The organism is Kitasatospora sp. NPDC059408 (genome assembly GCF_042751525.1).
In the GTDB taxonomy this organism is placed as follows: domain Bacteria; phylum Actinomycetota; class Actinomycetes; order Streptomycetales; family Streptomycetaceae; genus Kitasatospora.
Genome location: NZ_JBHYWI010000027.1, coordinates 55,435 through 76,330 on the forward strand (window position 1 = coordinate 55,435; position 20,896 = coordinate 76,330).

18 protein-coding genes are annotated in these 20,896 nt (G+C 73.4%); 12 read left to right on the forward strand and 6 right to left on the reverse strand.

Translation table 11 applies throughout. From position 1 onward, the window contains the following. Positions 1–178 precede the first annotated feature (178 nt). Both ACFXDE_RS19655 and ACFXDE_RS19660 read left to right on the forward strand, forming a co-directional pair. The gene (locus ACFXDE_RS19655) at positions 179–2,713 is read left to right on the forward strand and encodes a penicillin acylase family protein (protein ID WP_380495907.1); all 2,535 of its coding nucleotides are present in this window, start codon (positions 179–181) and stop codon (positions 2,711–2,713) included. A 40-nt stretch (positions 2,714–2,753) separates the two neighbouring features. Then, complete coding sequence (locus ACFXDE_RS19660; RefSeq protein ID WP_380495909.1) at positions 2,754–3,845, forward strand: alpha/beta hydrolase; 1,092 nt, start codon at positions 2,754–2,756, stop codon at positions 3,843–3,845. A 31-nt stretch (positions 3,846–3,876) separates the two neighbouring features. On the opposite strand, the gene ACFXDE_RS19665 is transcribed toward ACFXDE_RS19660, so the two are convergent. After that, positions 3,877–4,980, reverse strand: coding sequence for a BTAD domain-containing putative transcriptional regulator (locus ACFXDE_RS19665; protein ID WP_380495911.1), 1,104 nt, complete (start codon positions 4,978–4,980; stop codon positions 3,877–3,879). A gap of 182 nt (positions 4,981–5,162) precedes the next feature. Here ACFXDE_RS19665 and ACFXDE_RS19670 point away from each other — a divergent pair, with 182 nt between their 5' ends. Then, positions 5,163–6,194 (forward strand): NAD-dependent epimerase/dehydratase family protein, encoded by a 1,032-nt coding sequence (locus tag ACFXDE_RS19670; RefSeq protein ID WP_380495913.1) that lies wholly within the window; start codon positions 5,163–5,165, stop codon positions 6,192–6,194. A 39-nt stretch (positions 6,195–6,233) separates the two neighbouring features. Here ACFXDE_RS19670 and ACFXDE_RS19675 read toward each other — a convergent pair whose 3' ends face one another. Continuing rightward, entirely contained in the window at positions 6,234–6,761 is a 528-nt protein-coding gene (locus ACFXDE_RS19675) for a MarR family winged helix-turn-helix transcriptional regulator (RefSeq protein ID WP_380495915.1), read from the reverse strand. A 264-nt stretch (positions 6,762–7,025) separates the two neighbouring features. Between ACFXDE_RS19675 and ACFXDE_RS19680 the strand changes: the two genes are divergently transcribed. The 5 genes from ACFXDE_RS19680 to ACFXDE_RS19700 all read left to right on the forward strand — a co-directional run bounded on the left by ACFXDE_RS19680 (position 7,026) and on the right by ACFXDE_RS19700 (position 11,238). After that, entirely contained in the window at positions 7,026–8,225 is a 1,200-nt protein-coding gene (locus tag ACFXDE_RS19680; protein WP_380495917.1) for a cytochrome P450, read from the forward strand. A gap of 46 nt (positions 8,226–8,271) precedes the next feature. Continuing rightward, positions 8,272–8,469: a ferredoxin gene (locus tag ACFXDE_RS19685; protein WP_380440429.1), complete on the forward strand. Its 198-nt coding sequence runs from the start codon at positions 8,272–8,274 to the stop codon at positions 8,467–8,469. Beyond that, positions 8,466–9,665, forward strand: a complete 1,200-nt coding sequence (locus ACFXDE_RS19690) for an NAD(P)/FAD-dependent oxidoreductase (RefSeq protein ID WP_380495919.1) — start codon at positions 8,466–8,468, stop codon at positions 9,663–9,665. The genes ACFXDE_RS19685 and ACFXDE_RS19690 overlap by 4 nt, the downstream gene beginning before the upstream one ends. A 68-nt stretch (positions 9,666–9,733) precedes the next feature. Further along, entirely contained in the window at positions 9,734–10,111 is a 378-nt protein-coding gene (locus tag ACFXDE_RS19695) for a peptidoglycan-binding protein (RefSeq protein ID WP_380495921.1), read from the forward strand. Between the two features lie 359 nt (positions 10,112–10,470). Further along, positions 10,471–11,238, forward strand: coding sequence for an ATP-grasp domain-containing protein (locus ACFXDE_RS19700; protein ID WP_380495993.1), 768 nt, complete (start codon positions 10,471–10,473; stop codon positions 11,236–11,238). A 65-nt stretch (positions 11,239–11,303) separates the two neighbouring features. Here the strand turns inward: ACFXDE_RS19700 and ACFXDE_RS19705 are convergent, their stop codons facing one another. Further along, entirely contained in the window at positions 11,304–11,627 is a 324-nt protein-coding gene (locus tag ACFXDE_RS19705; RefSeq protein ID WP_380440437.1) for a hypothetical protein, read from the reverse strand. A gap of 537 nt (positions 11,628–12,164) precedes the next feature. On the opposite strand from ACFXDE_RS19705, the gene ACFXDE_RS19710 reads away from it, so the two are divergent. Continuing rightward, positions 12,165–13,157: an alpha/beta hydrolase gene (locus tag ACFXDE_RS19710; RefSeq protein ID WP_380495923.1), complete on the forward strand. Its 993-nt coding sequence runs from the start codon at positions 12,165–12,167 to the stop codon at positions 13,155–13,157. Positions 13,158–13,180: 23 nt separating this feature from the next. Then, positions 13,181–13,642, forward strand: coding sequence for a hypothetical protein (locus ACFXDE_RS19715; protein WP_380495925.1), 462 nt, complete (start codon positions 13,181–13,183; stop codon positions 13,640–13,642). Between the two features lie 7 nt (positions 13,643–13,649). On the opposite strand, the gene ACFXDE_RS19720 is transcribed toward ACFXDE_RS19715, so the two are convergent. After that, a complete protein-coding gene (locus ACFXDE_RS19720; RefSeq protein WP_380495927.1) occupies positions 13,650–14,861 on the reverse strand; it encodes an MFS transporter in 1,212 nt (403 codons plus the stop codon). Between the two features lie 125 nt (positions 14,862–14,986). On the opposite strand from ACFXDE_RS19720, the gene ACFXDE_RS19725 reads away from it, so the two are divergent. Further along, complete coding sequence (locus ACFXDE_RS19725; protein ID WP_380495930.1) at positions 14,987–15,475, forward strand: ACT domain-containing protein; 489 nt, start codon at positions 14,987–14,989, stop codon at positions 15,473–15,475. On the opposite strand, the gene ACFXDE_RS19730 is transcribed toward ACFXDE_RS19725, so the two are convergent. Beyond that, positions 15,445–16,188, reverse strand: a complete 744-nt coding sequence (locus ACFXDE_RS19730; protein ID WP_380495932.1) for a hypothetical protein — start codon at positions 16,186–16,188, stop codon at positions 15,445–15,447. The two genes, ACFXDE_RS19725 and ACFXDE_RS19730, sit on opposite strands and share 31 nt — an antisense overlap. 325 nt (positions 16,189–16,513) lie before the next feature. Here ACFXDE_RS19730 and ACFXDE_RS19735 point away from each other — a divergent pair, with 325 nt between their 5' ends. Continuing rightward, the gene (locus ACFXDE_RS19735) at positions 16,514–18,898 is read left to right on the forward strand and encodes an ATP-binding protein (protein ID WP_380495934.1); all 2,385 of its coding nucleotides are present in this window, start codon (positions 16,514–16,516) and stop codon (positions 18,896–18,898) included. 145 nt (positions 18,899–19,043) lie between these two features. On the opposite strand, the gene ACFXDE_RS19740 is transcribed toward ACFXDE_RS19735, so the two are convergent. Beyond that, a complete protein-coding gene (locus ACFXDE_RS19740; protein ID WP_380495936.1) occupies positions 19,044–20,729 on the reverse strand; it encodes an insecticidal delta-endotoxin Cry8Ea1 family protein in 1,686 nt (561 codons plus the stop codon). Positions 20,730–20,896: the final 167 nt, after the last annotated feature.

Consider the following 20,896-nt stretch of genomic DNA (forward strand, 5'->3'; position numbering starts at 1 on the left):
CCACGGGGGCGTGCACCCCCCCCTCGGGGAGGGCGCGGGCCGGCCACCGCACCCCCCCCCCTTGCGGCCCCCGGCCCGCCGCCGGGGCGCCCGCCCCCGTCACCGGGATTTCATCGCCCCTCCCTAGCGTGACCGTGTTCAGACACAGGCATGGGAACGCAGGGGAGAGGACGGCCCGATGGCACGGAGGAGATCGACGATGCGGCTGCCGGTGGCGCTCATGGCCGCGGCGGCCCTGCTGGGCACGATGGCGGTCGCCAAGGCACCCGCCGGCACACCCGACGCCGCGCCGGGGCCGGACAGGCCGACGATCCGGTACACCGAGTACGGGATCCCGCACATCATCGCCTCGACCCTGGGCGGCCTGGGCGAGGGCTACGGGTACGCCGCGGCCAAGGACAACATCTGCACCCTGGCCGACACCTACCTGATGGTCAACGCCCAGCGCTCCCGCTACCTGGGCCCCGACGGCAGGACGAGCCCCGGCGAGAAGCAGAACACCACCACCAACCTCAACAGCGACCTGTACTTCCAGCGGATCAACGACAACCGGGTGGTGGAGCGGCTGATCGACCAGCCCGCCCCCAACGGGCCGGAGCCGGAGGTCAAGGATGCCATCCGTGGCTACGTGAAGGGGTACAACCGCTACCTCGCCGAGACCGGGGTGAACAACATCTCCGACCCGGCCTGCCGCGGCGCGGCCTGGGTGCGCCCGATCACCGAACTGGACGTCTACCGGCACGCGCACGCCGAGATCATCATGGGCGTCGCCGACCCGCTGCTGGACGGCGAGGTCAACGCCGCACCCCCGGGAGCATCGGCGGCACCGCAGGCCGCCGCACCACGGGCGAAAGCCGGACAGCAGGAGGCCGCGCCGCAGGACGCCGCGCCGCAGACCGCCGCTCCGCAGGCCTCGCCCGAGGAGACCGCGGCGAAGATCGCCGACGCGATGGCCGCCGCCCGCAGCGAGGGCAGCATGGGCAGCAACGCCCTGGCCGTCGGCACGCAGGGCGTGTCCGCGGGCACCGGCACCGGCATGCTCCTCGCCAACCCGCACTTCCCCTGGCAGGGCAAGAACCGGATGTGGCAGAGCCAGCTCACCATCCCGGGCCGGTTCAACGTCTCCGGGGCCAGCCTGCTCGGCCTGCCCGCCGTGAACATCGGGCACACCGACGACGTCGCCTGGAGCCACACCGTCGCCACCGTCGCCCCGTTCGGCCTGTTCGACGTGCAGGTGGACCCGCTGCACCCGACCAACTACCTGGTGGACGGCGCCTGGCAGCCCATGACCTCCCAGCAGGTCGGCGTCGACGTACTGAACGCGGACGGCACCGTCGGCCGGGTCACCCGCACGCTGTGGTCCACCCGCTACGGGCCCGTCACCACCTCCATGCAGGGAATCCCGCTGCCCTGGGTGGTGAGCGCCCACGCGGTGCGCGACGCCAACATGGACAACCTGCGGGCCCTGAACACGTGGCTCCACCTCGACCAGGCCAAGGACGTCAACGACGTCGTCAGCGCCCTGGAGACCACCGAGGGCGTCCCCTTCTTCAACACCGTCGCCGCCGACCGCAAGGGCAACGCCCTCTACGCGGACATCCAGGCCGCCCCGAACATCACCGACGCCCACGCGCAGTCCTGCCTCACCCTGACCGGCCAACTGCTCTTCAACCAGCCCCTGAAGCTGCCCAACATCCCGCCGATCTCCATCTTCGACGGCAAACGCAGCGAGTGCGACTGGCCCGACGACCCGAACGCGGTCGCACCCGGCCTGCTGGACCCGCACAAACAGCCCCGCCTGATCCGCTCCGACTTCGCCGGCAACGCCAACGACAGCGCCTGGCTCGCCAACCCCGAGCAGCCGCTGGCCTTCCCGCGCGTCATGGGCGACACGGCCGCACCCCGCTCGCTGCGCACCCAGGAGCTGATCCTGACCGCGCAGAACCGGATCAACGGCACCGACGGCCTGCCGGGCCGGGGCTTCACCCCGGAGAACATGCGCCAACTGCTGTTCGCCGACAACAGCAGGGCCGCCGACCTCGCCCTCAACGCCACGGTGACGGCGTGCCAGAACACCCTGTTCGGGCTCGTCCTGGTGGACGGCAACCTCGTCAACATCAGCGAGGCCTGCCCGATCCTGGCCGCCTGGGACCACAAGTACACGGCGGACAGCCGGGGTTCGTGGCTGTTCGAGAACTTCTGGGCCTACCTGACGAACGGGCAGACACCCGACAAGCTGCCCTGGCGGGTGCCCTTCGACCCCAAGGACCCGGTGCACACGCCCAATTCGCTGGACCCCGGCAACGACGCCGTCCGCAACTCGCTCGCCCGCGCGGTCCTCGCGCTGCGCAACTCCGGCATCGCGCTGAACGCGCGGCTGGGGGACGTCCAGAAGATCACCCGCAACGGCGAGCAGATCCCAATCCACGGCTCGATCCACGAACTGGGCGTGCTGAACGTGGTCACCCCCGGCATGGTCGACGGCAAGCTGGACATCACCTTCGGCTCCAGCTTCATCCAGCAGACGCTGTTCACCGCCGACGGCCCGCCGCAGTCCGCCTCGGTGCTGACCTACTCCCAGTCCGCCAACCCCAACTCGCCGCACTACGCCGACCAGACCCGGCTGTTCTCGGCGGGCCAGTGGGTGACGGAACGGTACACCGAGGACCAGATCGCGGCCTCACCGGTCCTGGAGGTCAAGGTCCTTGACTGAGACCGCGCCGCACACGACACCACACCCGAGGGGGAGCAGCGTGACGAAGACACCCACCCGCTGGCGAACGGTGGTGGCCCTGCTGGCCGCCGTCGTCGGATTCGTCGGGACGGCCGCCACGGCCGTCCCGGCCCAGGCGGCCCAGCCGGCCCCCGCGGGACCGCCCCGGATGGCGGACGGCTTCGGCCTGACCCAGGTCGACACGACCGTCGGCGGACCCACCAACTTCTACCTCACCGTCACCACGCCCGAGGTCACCGGCAAGCACCACATCAAGATCATCCTGCCGAGCGGCTACTACGACGACCCCGCCAGGCGCTACCCCGTGCTGTACTTCCTGCACGGCTCGCCCGACGACCCGATCCAGCAGACCTACCCGGCGCTGACCACCTCCAACGCGATGATCACCGTCATCCCGGACGGCGGCCCCCGCGGCTGGTACGCCAACTGGCTCAACCAGAACACCGTGCTCGGCGCCCAGAACTGGGAGAACTTCCACCTCAACCAGGTGATCCCGTTCATCGACGCGAACCTGCGCACCATCGCCACCAAGAAGGCCAGGGCGATCGCCGGCGTCTCCATGGGCGGGTTCGGCGCCTTCCACTACGCCCAGGACCGCCCCGACCTGTTCAGCCAGACCGCCTCCCTGTCGGGCGACATCGACCTGTCCGCCGACTCCATGGACCTGCGGCTGGCCGCCGTCGCCACGCTCGTCGACGCGCAGGGCGTGGTCTGCGCCTCGGCGTCCGGGTTCTGCGACCCGAACAACGACCCCTACAAGCCCGGTGTGGACAGCGACGCCCTGTTCGGCTCGCCCTACCCGGTGTTCAACGTGGACTGGCGCTGGAACGCGGTAGACCCGTCGCAGCACATGGACAAGCTCGCCGGTGTCGGCGTCTCCGTCTACGTCGGCAACGGCCGCGGGGTGCCCACCGACCTGGAGTTCTGGCTGGAGGGCGCGTCCAAGCACGTCAAGGACCGCATGGACGCCCTGGGCATGCCGTACTACTACGTCGACTACGGCGACGGCTCCGCCTGGGGCACCCAGTGCAACGGCGGCCACACCGGCTACTGCTGGGAGCAGGACCTGCGCGACCTGATCCCGCGCCTGGAGCGGGCGTTCGCCTCCTGACGGCCGTACGGAACCGCTGAAGGCCTCGGTCTCACCGCACGACGGTGGTGAGACCGAGGCCGGCCTCGTCCCCGTGCAGGATCATCTGGTGGGTGCGCCGCAGCATCCGGCTCGGCGCGACGCCCAGGTCGTCGGCCAGGTGCCGGCAGGCGCGGGCGAACACGGCCAGCGCGTCGGCCTGCCGGCCGCCGCGGTACAGCGCGCGCATCAGCATCGCGGCCACCGGCTCGTTCAGCGGGTGCTCCGCGGACAGCGCGAACAGCTCGGCCACCGCCTCGGCGGGCCGGCCCAGCCGCAGCTGCCACTCCGACTTGCGCTGCGCGACGGCGATCCGGCGCTCGGTGAGCCGCACCCGCTCCAGCTCGGCGAGCGGTCCGGGCAGCCCGGCCAGGAGCTCGCCGCGGAAGAGGTCCAGCGCCCGCGCGCACAGGCGCACCGCCTCGGCCGTGTCACCCGCCCGGTGGGCGCTCCTCGCCTCGGCGACCAGGTCCTCCATGCGCGCCAGGTCCACGTCGGCCGTGCCGGGGACGAGCCGGTAGCCGCAGCGGTCGTGCTCGATCACCTGCTCCGGGCCGTCCCCCAGGCGCAGCGCCTTGCGCAGCCGGTAGACGTAGACCGGCACCACGTTGGTCACCGGCGGCTCCTGGCCCCAGACGCCGTCCAGGAGCTCCTGGCGGCTGACCGTCCGTCCGCCGCGCAGCGCCAGCGCCGCGAGCACGGCCTGCTGGCGCAGGTGCCCCAGGTTCAGCGAGCGCCCGTCCTGCCAGGCCCGCAGCGGCCCGAGCACGGAGATCCGCACCCGCGGCCCGCCCGCCCGCGCGGCACCGCCACTGCGCAGCACCGGGCCCGCCTCCCGCGTGCGGGGGCCGCGGCCGGGGGAGACGAGCCCGCAGTCGAAGGCGTGGACGATGGCGGCGGCCCGGTCCCGCAGCCCGAGCTTGGCCAGGATCCGCACGAGGTGCCCGGCCACGACGTCCTCGGGAACGGCCAGCACCGCGGCGATCTCGTCGTCCCGCAGCCCGCAGCCGACCGCGTGCAGCACCTCGCGCTCCCGCCGGTCGAGTTGCTGCCCCCTGAGCTCCGTGTGGCCGAGCACGGCGGCGCTCGGCCGGCCGACGGTGACGGTCATCGACATCGCTGCTCCCTGGACTCCGGGCCGGCCGCTCGGGCGGACGGCGTCGACAAGCTAGTGGGGCAGTGACCGCCCCGTAATCCGGAACGATCCGGGGTAACCGGGTGCATGACCGAGACGGGCCGTCCTCTGCCCAGCGCGAAAAACGGTGTGCGCAGGGCCGGGCCCGGGGCAGCCTTGGCGGTATGAAGATCCTGGTGCTCGGCGGTTCGTCGTTCCTGGGGCGGGCGTTCGCCGCCGAAGCCCTCGCCCGTGGTCACGAGGTGACCACGTTCAACCGCGGCCGCTCGGCCGCCGACCTGCCCGGGGTGGAGGCAGTGCGCGGCGACCGCGACTCGGACGCGGACCTCGCGCGCCTGGCGGAGGGGCGGCGCTGGGACGCCGTCGTCGACACCTCGGCCCAGCAGCCCGCCCAGGCGGCGGCCTCCGCCCGGCTGCTGCGCGAGCGCGCCGGGCACTACACGCTGATCTCCTCCGTCCATGCGTTCGAGGACTGGCCGGCCCGTGTGGTCGACGAGTCCTCGCCGCTGCACCCGTGCCCCGCCGACACCCCGCCCGGGCAGGAGTTCAGCGCCGCGCTCAAGGCCGGCTGCGAGCGGGCGGTGCAGGAGCACTTCGGTGCCGGGCGCTCCCTGGTCCTCAACAGCGGGCTGCTGATCGGCCCGTACGAGCGGGGCGGCCGTCTGCCGTGGTGGCTGGAACGGATGGCCCGCGGCGGCCGGGTGCTGGCACCCGGTGAGCCCGGCCGGCCCGTCCAGCTGATCGACGTCCGGGACTTCGCGCTGTTCGGCCTGGACCTGCTGACGGCGGGCACGGCCGGCCGCTTCCTCACCACCGCGCCGCCCGGCCTGCTCACCTACGGGCAGTTCCTGGACACCTGCGCGCAGGTGGCGGGGGAGGGGCGCGCCGAGCTCGTCTGGGTCCCGGACGCGCCGCTGGTCGCCGAGGGCCCGGACGCCGTCGAGCCGTGGAGCGAACTGCCGCTGTGGATGCCCGACGTTCCCGAGGCGGCCGGCACCTGGCAGGTCGACACCGCCCGCGCCCGGGCGGCCGGCCTGCGCTGCCGCCCCTTCGCCGAGACCGCCCGCGACACCTGGCAGTGGCTGCGCGGGCGCGGCCCGGCCGACGACACCGAACCCGACGGCCGCAAGCGCGGCCGATTCCCGCTGGGCATCGAACCGGCGAAGGAGCAGCGCCTCCTGGCCGCCCTGTCCTGACCTCGGGGACTCCTGCCCCGGGGACTCCTACCCGGGGACTCAGCAGTCCTGTGAGGGAAGGGCGGGCGGGCCGTCCTCGGTGTGCATGGTGGCGCGCGCCCGCTGGACGTACCGGTCGATCAGGTGGCGCAGCACGCTGACGGTGGCGGCGACGTCCGGGTCGGGGACGCCGTCCAGTGCGCCGGCCAGTCCGGTGATGTTGGCCTGTTTCAGCCGGTCGAGCACGGCGTGTCCCTCGGCGGTGAGTTCGACCTGGCGGGCCCGGCGGTCCGTCGCGTCCTGGGTGCGGGCCACCAGCCGCTGGCCCTGGAGGCGGTCGATCTGCCGGGTGACGTGGGAGGACTTGACCATGAGGCGGTGGGCGAGGTCGGTGACCCGGCTGGCGCCCTCGGCCTCGGCGAGCGCGCGCAGCAGGTAGATGTCCGAGCGGGCGGCGGTGATGCCGGCCCGGGCCATCTGGCGTTCGTGCTGCTGTGAACGCGTCAGGAGGTAGGCCAGACTGGCCAGTACGGCCTCCAGGTCCGAGGTGGTGGTCCGTTCGTCTACGGGGTCTTCGGCGTCCGACATGCAGGAACCTTAGCGATCCGGTGCGGGCCGCGGCGGTGGTGTGGCGGTCGTGCGGTGCCGGTGCGGGCCTCTGACCGGATTTCGGACAGATTCGTTCGCCACCCGGCGGGGCCTTTCGCCGCCACGGACCGCGAGTTAGCGTGACGATGAGTTAGTTGCTTAAGGCATGCAATGAACCCGGGGGCCGCTGCACCACCCCGCCGCACCACCCCACCACGCCCCCGCCAGCCGCCGGCACACCAAGCTCCGGGAAGGGAGCCCCCCATGGCCACGGCCGCACCCACCCCCCGCTTCACCCACCCCGCCGCCCGCGGCGCGTGCCCCTTCGCCCCGCCCCCCGCCTACGAGCAGGCCCAGCAGGAGGAGCCGATCAGCCGCGTCTCCCTGTGGGACGGCACTCCCAGCTGGTTCCTCACCCGCTACGACGACATCAAGGCCGTTCTCGCCGACCCCCGCTTCAGCTCCGACGCCACCCGCCCCGGCTTCCCCTTCATCAGCGCCGGCGCCCGGCAGCTGGGCGCCGGCCAGGTCACCTTCATCCGGATGGACGACCCCGAACACGCCCGCCAGCGCCGGATGCTCACCGGCGAATTCATGATCAAGAAGGTCGAGGCGCTGCGCCCCGAGATCCAGCGCATCGCCGACCGCCTCCTCGACGACATGACCGCCGGCCGCACCGAGGCCGACCTCGTCGGCGACTTCGCCCTGCCCCTGCCCTCCCTCGTCATCTGCCTGCTCCTCGGCGTCCCCTACGAGGACCACGCCTTCTTCCAGGAGTGCAGCCGCGTCCTGCTGCGCCGCGACTCCCCGCCCGAGGACGTCGACGCCGCCCAGAAGCGCCTGGCCGACTACCTCGTCGCCCTCACCGAGACCAAGCGCACCGCACCCGACGACGGCATCCTCAGCCGCCTGGCCGAGCGCGGCGAGCTCACCACCGAGGAGATCGGCGCGATGGGCCGCCTCCTCCTGATCGCCGGGCACGAGACCACCGCGAACATGACCGCCCTGTCCGTCCTCGCCCTGCTGCGCAACCCCGCCCAGCTCGACCACCTGCGCGCCCACCCCGAGTCCGTCCCCGGCGCGGTCGAGGAACTGCTGCGCTACCTGACCATCGTCCACTCCGGCCTGACCCGCGTCGCCACCGAGGACGTCGAGGTCGGCGGCGTGACGATCCGGGCCGGCGAAGGCGTCATCTGCATGGTCAGCACCGCCAACCGGGACGCCGCGCAGTTCCCCGGCGGCGACGAGCTCGACCTCACCCGCGCCGCCCGCCGCCACCTCGCCTTCGGCTTCGGCACCCACCAGTGCCTCGGCCAGCCCCTCGCCCGCCTGGAACTCCAGATCGCCCTCGACACCGTCCTGCGCCGCCTGCCCGGACTGCGCCTGGCCGTCCCCTTCGAGGACGTCCCCTTCCGCGGCGAGATGCTCGTCTACGGCCTCCACGCACTGCCCGTCACCTGGTAACACCCCCAGCCCCCATACCAGTTCACCCACCCCGAAGGGAAAACCCGTGCTCGTCACCATCGACCAGGACAAGTGCTGCGGCGCCGGAAGCTGCGTCCTCGCCGCCCCCGACGTCTTCGACCAGCGCGACGAGGACGGCATCGTCGTCCTGCTCGACGCCCGCCCGCCCGCGGACCTCCACCAGGCCGTCAAGGACGCCGCCGACGTCTGCCCCGCCGCCGCGATCCGCCTGGAACTCGCGTGACCGCACTGCGGCGGATCGCCGTCGTCGGAGCCGGCGCCGCCGGACTGCACACCGCCGAAGCGCTGCGCCGGGCCGGCTACGACGGCCGCCTCACCCTCGTCGGCGCCGAGGACGCGCCGCCCTACGACCGGCCGCCGCTGTCCAAGCACCTGCTCTCCGGCCAGTGGCAGCCCGAACGCCTCACCCTGCGCGAGCCCCACGCCCTGGCCGAGCTCCGGCTCGACCTGCGCCTGGGCGTGGCCGCCGCCGCCCTGGACCGCCGGGCCCGCACCGTCCGCCTCGCCGACGGCCGCGAGGTGCCCTGCGACGCCGTCGTCATCGCCACCGGGGTCCGCCCGCGCCGCCTGCCCGGCGCCGAGACCCCGCTGGCCGGCGCCCACGTGCTGCGCACCCTCGCCGACGCCCTCGCCCTGCGCGAGGACCTGCGCACCGGCGGCCGGCTGCTGGTGGTCGGCGGCGGACTGCTCGGCGCCGAGGCGGCGGCCACCGCCGTCGCCCTCGGCGCCGAGGTCACCTGGCTGGTCTCCACCCCGACCCCGCTGGCCGGCGTCCTCGGCACCGAGACCGCCGGCCTGCTGGCCGGCCTGCACCGCGAACACGGCGTGCGGATCCACGTCGGCACGGCCACCCGGGTCCTTGAGCGCGGCGGGCGCGCCACCGGCGTCCGCCTCGCCGACGGCACCGACCTCGCGGCCGACACCGTCCTGATGGCCGTCGGCTCCGAACCCGCCACCGGCTGGCTGGCCGGCAGCGGCCTCGCCCTGGCCGACGGCGTGCTCTGCGACGCCTACTGCGCCGCGGGCGACGGCGTGTGGGCCGCCGGCGACGCCGCGGCCTGGCCCGACCCGCACACCGGCCGCCACCGGCGCCTGGAGCAGCGCACCAACGCCACCGAACAGGCCCTGCACGCCGCCCGCAACCTCCTGGCCGGCCCGGACGGTACCCGCCAGGCCTACACCCCGGTCCCGTACCTGTGGACCGACCAGTACGGCCTGCGGATCCAGGCCTTCGGCCGCCCCGGCGCCGCCGACCGCTTCGAACTCGTCGACGGCACCGTGGCCGAGCACCGCTTCGCCGCCGCCTGCGTCCGCGACGGACGGGTCGTGGGCGCGGTGGGCATCGCCGCCGCCAAAGCCCTGCGCGGCCTGCGCGCCCAGGTCGCCGCCCACGGCCCCTGGCCCCCCGACCAGGCCTGACCCGGCCGTAGGGGGCGCGTATAGTCCGGGGTCTGATGATCATTCGTATTCCAATTCTTGGGGTTCCCTTGAGCAACACCTCCATCAGGCAGCGCGGCGCGTTCCTGTTCGCGACCACCGCCCTCGTCACCGCGGGCGTCATGGGCGGCACCGCCCAGGCCGTGCCCAACTCCGGCTCGCTGTGGGTCGGTTACGGCAAGAGCAACACGTACGCCAGCGTCAAGTGCGTCCAGCAGATCTCCAACTCCCTGCACTACCAGACCGGTTACCACACGATCGACGTGGACGGCTCGTTCGGCCCCGACACCGACGGGGCGGTCAGGGCCATCCAGAAGTGGGCGAGCCTGCAGCAGGACGGCGTCGTCGGCCCGCGGACCGGCGACGCCATGATCACGGCCACCAAGGACGCCTACGGCTGCTACCCGTACCTGCCCACCCTCAGGTGACACCCGCCGCCCGGCCCCGGTAGGCGCCCGGCCCCGGTAAGCATCGGGCGCCGATGGGCCTGCCCCGCCCCAGCCCGTCTCCGGGCAGGGCGGGGCCCGCACCGGGGGAGCGGTCCTGCCGCGACGCGGCCTACCGGCCCAACGGTCATGCGGCTACCGTTAGTTGGCGCGAGCTATCGAATCCCACGCTGGCGAACGCTCCGGCCCGACTTTCCCCGGCCGTCTCTCGTCCCGGTCCGCCGACGCCCGTCCTGCCCGATACCCGGCTGCGGCCGCGGGGGCGGCGGCACTAGCCTGGCGGCTTCGCGAAGTGGAGGAGGGGCGCGGTGCTGGTCATGCCGGGGCGGCGGACGTCGACGATGGAGCTGCTGGCCGTCGAGGCGGCCGGCCGGGGGATGCGGGTCCTGGCGGCGGAGGAGGCGGGCCCGGACGCGGGCCCGGACGCGGGACCGGTGCACTGGTACGGCGGGCCGCTCGCGGGTGCGCGGCTGGCGGAGCGGCTCGGGTTCGCGCTGCTCGAACCGGCCGACGACTGGCTCGCCGAGCTGCCGGCGGAGTTCACCCGCCGGGACGTCAGGGCGGCGACCCTCGCGGACGCGTGGGCGCTCGACCGGCCGACGTTCGTCAAGCCGCCGCGGGACAAGTCCTTCCCGGCGGACGTCTACGCCGACGGCTCCCGCCTGCCCGCCGGCCTGGACCCCGCGACACCGGTGCTGCTCTCCGAGGTGGTGACGTTCGCGGCCGAGTACCGGCTGTTCCTGCTGGACGGGCGGATCGCCACGGCGAGCCGGTACGCGGTGTTCGGCCGCCTCGACCCGCGACCGCTCGACGGCGACCCCGCCGCCACGGAGATCGCCGAGTTCGTCGCCCGGCTGGTCGCCATGGCCGGCCCCACCCTGCCGAGCGCCGTCGTCCTGGACGTCGGACAACTGCTCGACCCCTACCGCCCGGGCCACCGCTGGGCCGTGGTGGAGGCGAACATGGCGTGGTTCTCGCACGCGTACGCCGCCGACCCGGCACGTGTGCTGGACGTGGTGCTGCGCGCGGCGGGACCGCGCGAGCGGGTGCGGCCGCAGGACCTGCGCTTCGTGCGGCACCCGGAATACCCGGATTGCCCAGGGCAGTGAGAAGGGCCGGGACGTCGCCCCGGCCCCTCCCTCAGCGGCGGATTCCGGAGAACCCGCCGGTCGGCTCAGACACACTCCCACCCGTACGTCGACTCGGACACACATACGCTGGTGTTCAGGTGGCCGTTGATGCCGAACGCGTGCGAGCCGGGGTAGTAGAGGTCGGACGTGCCGTTCATGTAGACCCGGTAGTCGGTCCAGGGCCCGCGGAGCGTGAAGAAGACCGTGGAGACGTCCTCCGCACGGTTGTAGGACACGCCGTCGACGCAGATCTGCTCGCCGTAGCCGTTCATCGGGCTGCAGCGGGAGGACGCCTGGGCCGGGGCCGCGACCGCAACCGTTGCCGCGAGCATCGCTCCGGCCAGCAGGGCAGCTCGAACTGTGCGCATGTGGTTCCCCCTTGTGCGGTGGATGGCGCCGGGAAAATTACGCTGTCGGCCGTCGAGCGCGACGGGAACGCCCGCATCGACATCCAGCATTGAAACAGCGGGGGCAACGGTGGGCAAGCCTTCCGTCAAAATGCGTCCGACCAGCTGTAATTGACGGACAGACGTACCGCAAGAGACACTTTTCCGGACTGAATGACAGGTAAGTGACATAGCATCATAATGACCTTGACCTGGGGGGATACTGCGCTGGATCGCTCTTGTGCCGGTCCCGGAAAAGCTATTCAGGTCGATAGTCGCGCATACGGGGAAAATTCCCCAGACCTGCCTTTCCGTGGAATGTTGAATTCCTGAGGGACAAGGTCGCCGCCGACCGCGTAACCGAAGGGCGGAACCGCGCGGTCCGATCCCTCGTCACCTACGGTGGCCGGTCGCCCGTACCGGCCTGACCGGGGGAAACGTGCACATGTCGCTGCGGTGGACCGCCGCGCGCCGACCGTGGCCGCACCCGAACGACCGCACGGCGAAAGGCCAGCAGACATGACCACGCACACCGACAGCGCCACCGACAGCGCCACCGATCAGCCCGAGCGGCCCGAGCAGCCCCCGGCGCAGCCCGTCGGCCCCGCGGTGTCCCGGCGGCGCCTGCTGCGGATCGGGGCCGGCGTCGCGGGCGGCGGAGCCCTGCTGGGGGCCGGTGCCGCGGGCGGGATGCTCGCCGGGTGGCTGCCCGGCGGGGTGGCGCTGAAGAAGGCGCTGGGCATGACCGGCACGGACGGCACCGTGCCCGACGCGGCGCCGGGAGCGGTGCACGTCGAGCAGGTCCGCTCGGCGGCGCGCGGCCGGAACGTCACGATGGTGACAATGCTCCCGCCCGGCGCCACGGCGAGCACCAACCTGCCGGTGTGCGTGCTGCTGCACGGGCGCGGGAACGACGCCCAGGGCATGGTGACCCTGGGCCTGCCGCAGTTCCTGGCGGCCGCGGTCAAGGCCGGCGTGCCGCCCTTCGCCGTCGTCGCGGTGGACGGCGGGGACGCCACGTACTGGCACCAGCACGCCCCCGGCGACGGCGACGACCCGCAGACGATGCTCCGCGAGGAACTCCCGGGCTGGCTGCACGCCCGCCAACTGCCCACGCCACGCGCCGCGATGGGCATCTCGATGGGCGGCTCCGGCGCCCTGCAGTACGCGATCGGCCGCACCCACGCCGGCCGCAACCTCGACGCCGTCGCGCTGCTCAGCCCGGCCGTCTTCCGCACCTGGGCGGACGCCCGCACCACCGGCGGCTACGCCGACGAGACGGACTGGCAGGCCCACGAGCCGGCGCTGCGCCTCGACGGGATGCAGACCGGTGCCCTCGGCGTGTGGTGCGGCCAGGAGGACCCGTTCTGCCCCGCCGCCCGCGAGGTCGCCCGTCAGGCCCGCGCCCGCGAGGCGCACTTCCCCGACGGCCTGCACACGGACGGCTTCTGGCGGCGGGTGCTGCCCGACGCGATGTCCCTGCTCGGGCACACCCTCGCCACCGCGTCCTGACCGCCGCCCACTACTGTGCCGGGGTGACCGAGAAGACGATCAACCGTTACCGCCAGGCCGTGGAGCCGCTGCTGGGGCCTGGCGAGGCCTTGCTGGACGTGGCGAAGGTGGTCCCGGTGGCCGGGGTCGGGGCATTGGGGGCCGACCCGGTGCCGTTCGGGTCGGCACTCGCGCGCATCGGCGCGGTCGCCGGGGGAGGGGGGAGCCTGGCGGCGGCCTTCCCCACCGGGACGGCCCTGGGGAAGGCCGGGCTGCTGACGGTCACCGACCGCCGGGTCGCCTTCGTCGAGGCGGGCCCGGACCTCCGCAAGCCCGGCCGCCTGCGCTGGGCCGCGCCCCGGGCCCGGGTGGCACGGGCCGAGCGCCGGCCGAGGACGCAGGCGATGGCGCGCTTCCGGCTCCACTTCGCGGACGGTTCGTCCGTGGCGATGATGACCATGCGCCGGCGCACGATCGAGTCGCTGGCCGTCCACCTGGGCCGGTGACGGGCGCTCAGGCCCCGGCGTCCGCCTCCGCCCGGCGCAGCAGGTAGGCGCCGGAGGCGGCGGCCAGCAGGGCCATGCAGGCGGCGAAGACCAGGCCGGCGTGGGCCAGGCCGAGCGGCCCGGTGAGCAGGCCGACGCCGATGACGGGGACCGAGATGCCGAAGTAGGCGACGACGAACAGCGCCGAGAGCGCGCCGCCGCGGTGCTCGGCGGGGCTCGCGGCGGCGACCTCGCCCACCGCGCCGCGCAGCCCCATGCCCTGGCCGGCGCCGCCCACCAGCGCGGCGAGCACCAGCAGGGCCAGGACGGCCCACGCGAGCGAGCCCGCCAGCAGCGCCAGTCCGGCGATCAGCACCAGGCAGCCCAGCGGGATGGCCCGCGCGGTGCCCAGGCGGGGGACGAGGAGCTGGCCGAGCGTGGAGGCGAGGAAGGCCGCGAAGACGACGAGCCCGACGACGGCCCGGTCGTGGACGTCCAGCGCCTCGGCGAGGAAGGCGGGGCTGACCGACGTGAACACCCCCAGCAGGGAGAACCCGGCGAACGCGGCGAGCCCGGCCGGGACGAACACCCGCCGGACCTCCGGCGTCAGCTCGGCCCGCTGGGGCCGGGCGGTGCGCAGCGGCCGGGTGCCGGCGACGGTCTCCGGCAGCGTCAGCACGAGGGCGAACGAGGCGGCGAGCAGCACCAGGTGCACCACGAACGGCAGCACCAGGGGCCGGGGCGCGTACTGCGACAGCAGCCCCGACAGCAGGGGGCCGCAGCCGAGCCCGCCCATGTTGGCGGCGGTCGCGGCGAAGCCCGCGCGTCCCCGGTGCCGCGCCGGGGCGAGCTCCAGCACGTACGCGGTGGCCGTGCCGGTGAACAGGCCCGCCGACAGCCCCGACAGCAGCCGCCCGAGGCAGAGCAGCGCCACGCTGTCCGCGGCCAGGAACACGACGGCGCTGCAGGCCGCGAAGCCCAGCCCGCACAGCAGGACGGGCCGGCGCCCCACGGTGTCCGAGACGTTGCCGACCAGCAGCAGGACGCCGATGACACCGAAGGCGTAGACGGCGAACACGACCGTCACCGTCAGCTCCGAGAAGCCGATCCGCTCCCGGTACAGCCCGTACAGGGGCGTGGGCAGGGTGGTCCCGGCCATGGCCACGGCGAACGCGAAAGCGGCCGGCAGGTAGCCCGCCCGGGCGGCAGCAGGCCGGACGGCCCGATGATCGGTCACCACGCCACGATAGGCACGCCACCCGGCCCGGCCCCCGGCCGGCGGCTCCGCGCTGCGCCGACCGGCCGTACGCCGCGCCGCGGCCGCCCGCGGTTGATCATGGCTGCGGTGGGGCCTATGCTGGCCCGGTGAACGCAGCCGTACCGCAGCAACTCGCCGTCCTTCCCGGCGAGTTCGTCGTCGAGCAGCACGGCCCCGGCGCCCCGGTGCCCGGCGGCGACTGGCTCGCCCTGGTCCGCGCCCCCGAGGGCCTGACCGTCGTTCGGCCCGCCGACGCCGACGCCGACGCCGACGCCGACGCCGACGCCGACGCCGGGGGTGCGGGCGAGGGCGAGGGCGCGGAGCGCTGGGCCGCGTTCTACGGCGGGCAGACCGCCCACGGGCTCGACGTGCCCGGGATGCTGGCAGCGTTGCTGACCCCGCTGGCGGCGGCCGGGATCCCGGTCTTCACCGCCTCCACCTTCCACGCCGACCTCGTCCTGGTCCCCGTCGCCCGCCTCGCCGCCGCGACGGCCGCCCTGCGCGCGGCCGGGCACGTCGTCGGACAGCCGGCCGACGGGCACCGGGGCACCCCTGACCGCGAGGCTCACAGGAAGAAGCTGTCCCCGGGAACATAGGGATTCTCGACGTCCGTCCTGGTGTCCGGGGAAAACCCACTGGCATCGAGGTACACATTGCTGTTGGAACTCACGTTCCCGTTCAGGATGTTGCCGTCGTCGTCGAACGCGCTGAGCGAGACATCGGACGCGCCGAAGATGGACGCGATGCCGCTGGGGGAAAGGATGATGTCCAGGAGCGACCTGTCGAAGACGTTCGCGCTCTTCCCCGGCTCGATCGTGATGGCGTGCTTCCTGGCCTTGTCGAGGAGTTCGCCCGCGGCCGCGACCGCCTCGGCGCTCCTGGAGCCCGTGGCCACGGTGCCCATGAGCAGCTCGCCGGACACCCCTATGAACGCCCGCAGGTCCTTGACCGTCCGGATGGTCTCCGGCAGCCGGCCGGCCGTCACGGCGCCCTTGATCTCGCCGATCCCGTTGGCCATGAGGGCGAGGTCCGCCACGAAGTCCGCCGCGAGCCAGTCCGCGTTCGGGCCGGCGATGACGTACATGGTCCTACCGCTGACGTTCGTCACCTGCACCGTCGCGGACAGGGCGCTCGACTCCGAGGCCGCCTGAACCCGCGCCCCTGCCGCGGTCGAGGTCCTCGCGGTGGCGGTGGCGGTGGCGGTGGCGGCGGGGGCCAGGGAGAGGGTCGCCCCGGACAGCACGGCGGCCAGCGCGGCCGCCGCCGTGGCGCGGCGGACGTTTCGAATGCGGCTGCTCCTGTCGTTCATTTCTCGTCCTTTCGAGATCGCTCGTCAGAGGTTGGCGCAAGGGGTTCTGAATGACCTTCACCGCGGCCGGCGGGGCCCGGCCGGCCAGGGTTCTCCTTTTCGTGGTCCTTCCTGGCCGTGAGTCATCTTCCTGCTGCCGTGTCCGGCATCACCAGCCGCGTGGAAGCCGATGCTCCGCAAAATCCTGCCGCCCGTCTTCGCGTCATCGGCCGCGCAGGATCCGCCTCCCGTCCGCGAGTTGCGTGATCACCGCGTCCTCCACGGGGCGTGCGCCGTACGCTTGTCCGGACAGCGACAGGGGACGTCACCGGGGGGTGCAGCGCTGGTGGAAACTCGCGGGGCAGGGGCAGGGGCAGGGGCGCCGGATCCGGGCCGGGCGGAAGACCTCGCCGAACTCATCGGCCTGCTCGGCGAGTTGCGGGCCTGGGCCGGACAGCCGTCCTACCGGGTGCTGGCCGGCCGGGTGGGGCCGCTGCTGCGGCCCGCGCGGACGGTGTCGGCGACCACGGTCGTCGACGCCTTCAAGGCCGGGCGCCGCCGCCTCGACCTCGACCTGCTCGTGGGCATCGTCCGCGCCCTGGGCGTCGACGAGGCCGGCACGGAACGCTGGCGGGCGGCCTGCATCAGGGTGCACGCCGGGGCCAAGACCGGCGGCACCGCCGGGGTCTTTCGCCAACTGCCCGCCGACCTCGCCACGTTCACCGGGCGCGGACGCGAACTCGCCGCCCTGCTCGCGGCGGCCGGCCCCGGCGGCAACGCCGCGACGACCGTCGTGATCTCGGCGATCGAGGGCATGGCCGGGGTCGGCAAGACCCAACTGGCCGTCCACGCCGCCCACGAGCTGGTCCGCGCCGGCCGCTACCGGGACATGCAGCTCTACGTCAACCTGCGCGGATTCGACCCCGAACTGCCCCCGGCCGATCCGGCGGCCGTCCTGGACGCCTTCCTGCGCCACCTGGAGGTGCCCGCCCAGCGCATCCCCGACGGCCTCGACGCCCGCGCGGCCATGTTCCGCGACCGCCTCGACGGCCGGGCCGCGCTGATCGTCCTGGACAACGCCGCCGACGAGGACCAGGTCCGCCCGCTCATCCCGGCCTGCCCGTCCAGCCTGGTCGTCGTCACTAGCCGCCGCAGCCTGCTCGGCCTCGACGGTGCCACCGCGACCCGGCTCGACGTGTTCGACCCCGCCGAGGCCCTCGCCCTGTTCGCCCGCATCGCCGGACCCGAACGCACCGCGGCCGAACCCGAAGCGGCCGCCGCGATCGTCGCCGCCTGCGGCCACCTGCCCCTCGCGGTCTCGCTCACCGCCGCCCGCCTGCGCTCGCGCCCCACCTGGACCCTCGCCTACCTGCTGAGCAAACTGCACACCCACGGCGTCGACTCCGTCGCCACCTCACGACAATCACTGCGCGGCGTCTTCGACCTCTCCTACGAGGGCCTGCCCCCGGCCGCGCAGCGCCTGTTCCGCCTCCTGCCGCTCAACCCCGGCCAGGACTTCACCCCCGGGGCCGCGGCGGCCCTGGCCGGCCTCGACGAACCCGGAACCGAACTGCTGCTGGAACGGCTCCAGGACGAACACCTGCTCCAGCAGAAGACCCCCGGACGCTACGCCCTGCACGACCTCCTCCACGCCTACGCCGCCGGACGCGCCCGCCCGGACCGGGACGAGGAACGCACCGCCACCGGCCGCGTCCTCGCGTGGTACCTGGCCGGCGCCGACACCGCCGCCGACCGGATCGTGCCCTCCCGCTACGCCATGGCGCCGGACCCCGCCCTCGCCGCCGCCTCGCCCCCGGCCTTCGAGGGCAGCGCCGACGCCATGGCCTGGTGCGACGCCGAGCACGCCAACCTGCTGGCCGCCGCCGAGAAGGCCGCCGCACTCGCCGAAAAGGCCGCCGCACCGTCGGTCGCCGGGGTGCCGGGCGGCGGCGACCTCGCCTGGCGCCTGGCGACCGCGCTGTCGACCTACCTGCACCTGCGCTGCCAGTGGCGGGAGCACGAGCACATCCACGAACTGGCGCTGGAGGCCGCCCTCGCCACCGGCCACCTGGCCGGCGAGGCCTGGGTCCGCAACAACCTGGGCATCTGCCTGGCCGCCCTCGGCCGGCCCGACCACGCCACCGCACACCTCACCCGCGCCCTCCAGGTGCGCCGCGTCCTCGGCGACGTGAGCGGCGAAGCGGCCACCCTGAGCAACCTCGCCCGCGCCGCCGCCGAGGCGGGCGACCTGGAGGCCGGCCTCGGCCACGCCCTCCAGGGCCTCGACGCCGCCACCCGCGCCGGCGACCGCAAACGGGAGGCCGCGGTCCTCAACAGCATCGCGATCTGCCTGTGGGAGCTCGGCCGGCCCGAGGAGTCGCTCGCCTACCTGCTGCGGAAACTGGCCATGCACCGCGAGGACGAGGACCCCAACGGCCTGGGCCTGGCCCTGCACAACATCGCCGAGGTGCACGAGGCCCTCCACCAGTACGACCGGGCCGCCGGCGTGCTCCAGGAGGCCCTCGACACCGCCCTCGCCGCGGGCGACGTCCACGCCGAGGCCGGAGCCCTCTTCGGCCTCGCCCGCTGCCTGCACGCCACCGGCCGCTCCCGCACCGCCCGCGCACACCTCCAGCGGGCACTCGCCGTCTTCGAGGACCTCGACGCCCCCGAAACCGCCCGCGCCCGCGACCTGCTCGCCACCCTCGACGCCTCCGGACCGCACACCTGAACCGGGGAAAGGCGCGTCGAAGCCCCGGTCGAGGGCGACGGACGACGTCACCCTCGACCGGAGCCCCGACACGCCGGGATCGACCCCCACGCCGCCCCCGCACGTCCGGCCGGCACGCGCCCCGCACGACCGGCCGGACGCCGGATCAGCCCACCAGCCGCGAACGGAAGCCGAGGTAGACGCCCTCGATACCGGGCGGCTTCTCCGACGAGAACTGGGTGACGCCCACGCTCGTCAGCTCCTGGGCGTCGGGGGACACGGCGAACGTCTCCGGCGTGCGGTCGCGCGTGTCGGGGTCGACGTGCCGCGCCGCTCCGGTCTCCACGCTGCTGCCCTTGTTCGTGGTGAACTTGATCTTCCCGAGCTTCTGGCCGTAGGTGCCCTCGACCTTGGTGACGTACTCGTCCTGGGCGAGGGTGAGTTCTTTCAGGGCTCCGCCGGTGCCGCCCATCTTGTCGCCCCAGTCGTTGCCGTACTTGATCTGGATCGCGTCGACGTCGTCGTAGCCCCAGACACGCACGGCCGTGATCCGTTCTCCGCGCTTCGTGACGGTGGGCGGGTTCGACGCGTCCCAGGGGGCGCTGCTGATGTTCGTCCCGTCCCAGCGGTTGCCGCCGTTGCCCCGTCCGTACGTGCCGTAGAAGAGTTCCCGGTCCAGGCCGGCCTTCGCCGAGTCGGGGATCTTGTCGACGAGGTAGGGCCAGAGCCTGGCGTAGTCGAGGACGTTGACGTTCATCACCGTGTCGTACTCCGCGTAGGTCTTGTGCTCATTGGCCTCCGGACCGCCCCTGGAGAGGATCCTCGACCCGGGGACCTTCACCTTCGCGCGGCCTTCGGCGTAGACCTTGTTCACGTAGGACACGTAGTCGGTGTTCGCGGCGGCCGGCTGGGCCTGCCTGCCGCTCCGGAGTTCCTGCGCCTGCTCGCGCCAGACGTCGACCGACTTCGCGGAGACGCCCAGCGAAGGCCCCTTGGCGATCGCGTCGTTGAGCGCGCCGAGCTTGTCCGAGGTGCTCTTCGCGCTGCTCCCGGCGTTGCCTCCCGGCGTGGTGAGGCTCGTGAGCCGGTCGCGCATGTCCTTGATCTCGCTCGGCGAGAACCCCCACTTCGCACCCTGCTTGACGCCGTCGGTCAGCAGTGCGAGGTGCACGTTGGCCGCCGCGGCGAACAGCGGGAGCGCCGCCACCGCGTAGCCGTCCTTCTGGAACTGCGGGATCTGCTGCTGGACGTTGACCAGGGAGGCCCGGTGCAGGGTCCGGATCCGCTCGGCGGCCTTGTCCCGGTCCTTTCCCGCGGGTGCCTTCGCGAAGTCGTTGACCGCCTTGGTGTAGTCCTCCAGGTTGGTGTCGATGCCCGTCAGGCTCGCCCGCAGGGTCTTCGCGTCGTAGTCGCCGAGCTTCGCGTCGATCATCCCCCCGACGCGGTCGCTCAGCTTCTGCCACAGCTGGTCGACCGACGGCTTGCCGGTCGGGAACAGTGCCTTTCCGAGGAAATCGGTCATGCCGGACAGAGCGCTGCCGCCGTAGGGCACGAGCTTGACACCGAACGCGAAGACGGCCAGCACGTACCTCGCGATCTGGTTCGGATCCGTCACCTCCAGCTTGTCGCCTTTGCGTGAGGCCGCGTCCAGGCTGGTGAGCAGCTGGGTGATCCGTTCGGTCGGCGTCTTGCCGTCCATGGCGTCGGTGGGCTGGGCGGCGGCTGCCGAGATCCGCTGCGCCTCCCTCGGCTCGCCCGCCCAGGCGTACGACGACGCCAGGGGGACCGAGCCGAGGGACAGGACGACGGCCGTTGCCACGAACTTGAGCGGGATGCGCCGTGTGCGTTTCATGCTTTGGTGCCTCCAGGTCTTCCGGGTGGGCCTCTCTCCAGACGAAGGGGCCGTCCGATCCGCCGAGTCGAATGGCTGGAGTCCGATGGAGTGGCATGGATCATCCTTCGGCACCCGCACTCCTATAAGTGTCGAATACCCACAAAATGTCGCCAGAGGACGGCCCA